The organism is Stieleria sp. (genome assembly GCF_041595215.1).
GTDB lineage: Bacteria > Planctomycetota > Planctomycetia > Pirellulales > Pirellulaceae > Stieleria > Stieleria magnilauensis.
Genome location: NZ_JBFHKV010000601.1, coordinates 1 through 5,200 on the forward strand (window position 1 = coordinate 1; position 5,200 = coordinate 5,200).

The window sequence follows — 5,200 nt, forward strand, 5'->3', positions numbered from 1 at the left end:
ATCTGATGATGCTTCTCGTGCATTGCGTCACTCCATTGTCGCGCACTTCACTGTGACGGGGATCTCCGACCCACGTCACCACGTCCAGGGACTCACTTCCGTGTTCATCCCATCGCCTTCGCCGCGTCGCCGCTTGCACGTTGCATTCATCGCCATGGTATTGCGACGCTGCATGTGCACGCTTGCCGGCGCGCGGAAAGCTACGGTTTTTAATCGGCCGATTCTGTCGGTGATCCACCTGATTTCGTTGCAGCCCACACTAACCATGACAGCCGATACAAGCCGACTCCGGATCCGTTCGCGCCTCGTTTTTCAACGCCTTCAATCGAGACGACCGCAATCCTCTACCGAATCGTCACATCCGTCACTTGGCTCTCCAGGTCACGCCACTACGCGACGACTCTGCGTTGAAACAGTGCCCACTCGGTGATCACCAATCCGGTGGCGGCAAGGATCAGATAAAACCAGGGAGAGCGTCCGGCCGGTGGCAACTCGCCGGCCGTCGTTTCGGGCAACTCCGGTAAACGCAGATCACTTTCGTTCGCGTCGGAAAGATTGACGGCGACCAGATTCGTGTCGTCGGTGGCGGCCGTCGGATCGGTTTCGCCCTCGCCGGTTTCGACATCGCCGGATTCGGAGACGTCTTCGGTCGTCAATCGGTACACGCCGACCGACGGCAGCGGTCCCAATTTGACTTTGTTTCGTTGCACCGTGACCAGCGTGCGTTCACCGGAGGGTGCGATCAGGTTGGCGGTGCCTGTTTCGGAATCCTCGGCCACGTCCCAGGGAACATCCGTGGTCAGCCCCGTCGCCAGCGCGGGCCGGATCTCGCCGGTTTCGCGAAAGAACCAATTCATCGCGTTGGTCATCAGCACCGGAAACGCAATCCGCAGCGGCAGATCGCTGGTGTCCAAATCCGACGCGAGCAACAAGATTCGCCCCTCGCTGCGTTCGATCGAGACACACACACGGTCACCGCCGGCAGTTTCCAGTAGCGTCGTCGGCGTGCCCAGCGATTCGCTGACCTCCAGGTCGCGGCCGCCGGCGAGGATCACGTTTTGCAATTGAACGTGACGCAGCAACGGGGACTGTTTTTCTTGTTTGGCAATGATCGGATTGTCGACCTGTTCACCGAGTCGCCAGGCGGGCTGCCCGTCTGTTCCGATAGCGGGGCCCGATTCCGGGATGTCGACCAACAGCACCGGCCCTTCCGGAATCGTCTCGGGAACCACGCCGGCAAACACCGTCAACCGCGCCGCGGGTTCCGAATCGACCGCATCAGCCGACAGGATCTTGACCAACGGAATCGATTCCAGAACACGTCGCAAGTAGTACGACTCGGAGTCTTCACCGGCGACCAGCTTGACCGGGATTTCGGGGCGGTTGGGCAGGATCGCGCGGGCGACGTTGTCAACCTGCAACGCGTCGTCTGATTTCAATTCACCGGTCAATACGCCGCCGGCACGGGAGGTGCTGTCGATCTGTTTCCGAAACGAACCCTCGGCTTCGATTTCCAGCGGAATCACATCCACCAGTGCGTCATCCAGTTTCAGCGTCAACCGAGTTTCGGCCGGCTGGGAGGAAAAGTTATGGACTTCCACCAACAGCGAATAGCCGATCGGATCGACGGTCGAACGCCTGACCTGGAACGTCGTGATGGCGAGGTTGTCTTGCGAGGTACCGACTTGCATCCAGCGAACGTCGTCGCCGGTCAGTGAGCGTCGTTGCTCGGCCGCCGCTGCGGCTGACGCGTCGTTGGGGTCAGCTGTGGGCTGCGGTGATGCATCGGTCAACAGGTCACGGTTGGCAACGCCGCCATCGCTGAACACCACGATCCTGCGTTTTTGGTCGTCGGCCGCCAGTCGTCTCGCCGCCGTGATCGCTTCGCCGATCCGAGTCGGACCATCGGTCGGCTGAATTTCCAACAACGCTTCTTGAACCGTCGGCGCGAAATCCGACATCCCCACCACCACGCGGACGCTGCCGCCGGCAGTGATCAAGGCAATGTTGTCGCCCGAGCGGAGGGTTCCGGCGACGTCCGACGCCTGTTCGATCGCTTCCTGTAATCGAGTATTGCCCGTGGCCGGATCGACCGCCCGCATGCTGGCGGAATTGTCGACCACCAAAATCAGATCTTGCCCCGTGTCTTCTTGAGAATTCCAAAGCGGATCGGCAAGGGCGAACCCCAGCAGGCCGACAAAAGCCAGTTGCAGCAGCAGTGAAATCCAGTGCCGCAGGTTTTGCCAGAGCGAACGTTGACGTTTCTGTTCAAAGACCTGGTCCCAAAACAGCAACGTCGACACCGGCCGTCGTCGGAGCCGGGTTTTTAAGATGTAGAAGGCGATGATCGGCAACGCGGCCAACAGCCAGATCAATTTGTCCGGTGAAGCGAATGACATGCTTTAACCCACCGCCGCGGCACGCATCATTTTCAACAGCACCGCATCGAACGGAACGTCCGTTGTCGTGCGGGTGTGGGCCAATCCGTGGGTTCGGCAATACGTTTCGACCTCTTGCACAAACGTTTCAAACAGCTGTTTGTAGTGGCGAAGTTTTCGTTCGGTGACCGTCACTTTTTTCTCCGTCCCCGTTTCGCAATCGACCAGTTGCACATCGCCCAACAACTTGGGGTCTGCCTCCTGGCGTGTATGGATTTGGATCACGTGTGGTTCGAACTGCGCGTATCGCAGCCGGTCGACGCCTTCGCGGAACCCGTCTTGGTCGAACAGGTCACTGATGATGATCGCCAGACCGGTGCGTGGGGCGCGGCCGACGAATTCGCCCACCGTTCGACGCAGATCCGTTCGCTCACCGTGACATTTCAACCCTTCCAAGAATCGAAGCACGCTCAAGATTTGGTCCTTGCCTCGCACCAGCGGCATCACCACCTTGACCCCGTCCGCATAGGCGACGATCGAAACGCGATCCAGATCGGCCAACGCAATGTAGGCCAGCGCGGCGGCGATCTGTCGGGCGAGTTTGAATTTCGGCGGGTCGGCAGCTTCCGCCGTCGCGAACGTCTCGTCGACTTCCATGCTCTGTGACACGTCGAGCAACAGATAGACGTGCAAGTCCTCTTCTTCTTGGAATCGTTTCAACAACAGATCGCCGTGACGGGCGTAAACATTCCAATCCAAGTAACGCAGGTCATCGCCGTGCATGTATTCGCGGTGATCGGAGAACTCGATCCCACCACCGGTCTGCATCGTCCGCCGCTGCGCGAGCAGTTGACCCTGAAACATCCGCTTGCTCAGCAGCGACAGGTATTCGAGTTGCTTTAAAAAATCGGAGTCGAACATGGATGTGGGTCGGGCGGCTGAATCGGCGACGTTGGCGTGTTCTGCTGATCGTTCGACAGGCTTCCGGCTGGGAACTCGGTGTCCGCAAGGCTCCGCCTGATCGTCGGCGGTTTGCAGCTGCGGCCGCCTGGCAAGGTGTTGAAATTTGCGCGGCGGTTATCCCGCTAACGCCGCTTCCTGGCCGATTTTTTCCAGCAGATCATCGATGATCTTGTCAACGACGATCCCTTCGGCCTGGCCTTCAAAATTCAGCATCACCCGGTGCCTCAACACGCCGTGGGCCACCGATTTCAAATCGTCCTTGCAAACATGGAAACGTCCATCCAGGACGGCTTTGATTTTGGCGCACAAGATCAATGCTTGTGCACCCCGCGGGCTGCTGCCGTAACGCACAAACTGTCGCACCATCGCTGTCGCCGCTTCGTGTTCGGGGTGTGTCCCCATCACCAGCAAGATCGCATAACGGCGCACTTCATCGGCGATCGGAATCTGTCGCGACAAATCACGAAGCTGTAACACGCGTTCTCCTGAAACGACTTTGCCCGGCGGTGGGATCTCGCCGGCGGTCGTGCGATCCATGATCGTTTCCATTTCCTCGGTCGTGGGAAACGGAACCAACAGCTTCATCAGGAATCGGTCCAGCTGGGCTTCCGGTAGCGGATACGTGCCTTCCATCTCCAACGGGTTCTGGGTCGCCAACACAAAGAACACGCCTTCGAGCTGGTGCGACGTCCCCGCGACCGTCACGCTGTGTTCCTGCATCGCTTCCAACAACGCGGACTGGGTCTTCGGCGTCGCGCGGTTGATTTCATCCGCCAAGACCACGTTGGCGAAGAGGGGCCCACGCTGAAATTGGAACTCCTTTTTCCCGTGGTCGCCTTCGACCAAAATGTTGGTCCCGATCAAATCGGCCGGCATCAAATCGGGCGTGAATTGGATCCGGCTGAACGGTGCCTCCAGAACTTCGCTGAGCGTCCGTACCAGCAGCGTTTTTCCCAATCCCGGGACGCCCTCGAGCAACACATGCCCGCCGGCGATCATCGAGATCAACACGCCATCGACGATCGGCTCCTGGCCGACGATTCGTTTGGCCACTTCGGTCCGTAACAGTTCGAACTCGTCACGGAATTTGCTGAGCTCGGCTCGAAACTCACCCTCGGACAACTGCATCTTGATTGTTCCGTCTCGCATTGATTCGTCGATTCGTCGGACCGATGACAACTCCGCCATCACCCCGGTACCTAGTGATAACCGTTCCCGCCACCAGATGCAAAGGAATTGGTGATTTTCGGTAGACAGATTGTCTGGAAAGTGGCTTTCACCTTCGCCGCGGCGGGGTCGGGTTTTCGAGCACTACGCAATGTCACAACCGGCGTGTGGAAGTTGGCGCGTGGCAGTTGCGGTACACTGATGGCAGATGTATTCCGACCGATCGCCAACTCACCGCTCAGGCAGATTTCCATGCGAGCATTCTCGTCACTGATTTTACTGTTGTTTGCCCTCGGCACGGCGTTGACCGCCCAGACCCGCGACGAAATCGTTCGCAGCGACAAAGAGAAAGTCGAACGGGAAGGTTTCTGGATGTACAACGACATTCCGGGGGCTTTCGAGGAAGCCAAAAGGACGGGCAAGCCGATCGTCGTCGTGCTGCGGTGTTTGCCATGTCACGAGTGCGTCAAGCTGGACGACGAGTTGGTCGATACCGATCCGGTGATCCGCCCGCTGCTGGAACAATTTGTCTGTGTGCGTCAGGTCGCAACCAACGGTTTGGATTTGGACCTGTTCCAGTACGACACCGATCAATCCTTCGCCGTCTTCTTTCTGGCCGCCGACAAGACGATCTATGGACGATTCGGCACGCGTTCGCACCGTACCGAATGGATGGGGGACGTCTCGTTGAA

General features: G+C 58.7%; 4 protein-coding genes. 1 reads left to right on the forward strand and 3 read right to left on the reverse strand.

The features are described 5' to 3' along the window. Positions 1-389: 389 nt before the first annotated feature. The 3 genes from ABX749_RS20855 to ABX749_RS20865 all read right to left on the reverse strand — a co-directional run bounded on the left by ABX749_RS20855 (position 390) and on the right by ABX749_RS20865 (position 4,490). A complete protein-coding gene (locus ABX749_RS20855; protein ID WP_372897676.1) occupies positions 390-2,399 on the reverse strand; it encodes a BatA and WFA domain-containing protein in 2,010 nt (669 codons plus the stop codon). Positions 2,400-2,402: 3 nt separating this feature from the next. Beyond that, the gene (locus ABX749_RS20860; protein ID WP_145222379.1) at positions 2,403-3,299 is read right to left on the reverse strand and encodes a DUF58 domain-containing protein; all 897 of its coding nucleotides are present in this window, start codon (positions 3,297-3,299) and stop codon (positions 2,403-2,405) included. Between the two features lie 156 nt (positions 3,300-3,455). Further along, a complete protein-coding gene (locus ABX749_RS20865; RefSeq protein WP_259633908.1) occupies positions 3,456-4,490 on the reverse strand; it encodes a MoxR family ATPase in 1,035 nt (344 codons plus the stop codon). Positions 4,491-4,709: 219 nt separating this feature from the next. On the opposite strand from ABX749_RS20865, the gene ABX749_RS20870 reads away from it, so the two are divergent. Then, positions 4,710-5,200, forward strand: a 491-nt coding sequence (locus ABX749_RS20870; protein WP_372897677.1) for a thioredoxin family protein, incomplete at its 3' end; no start/stop codon positions are given.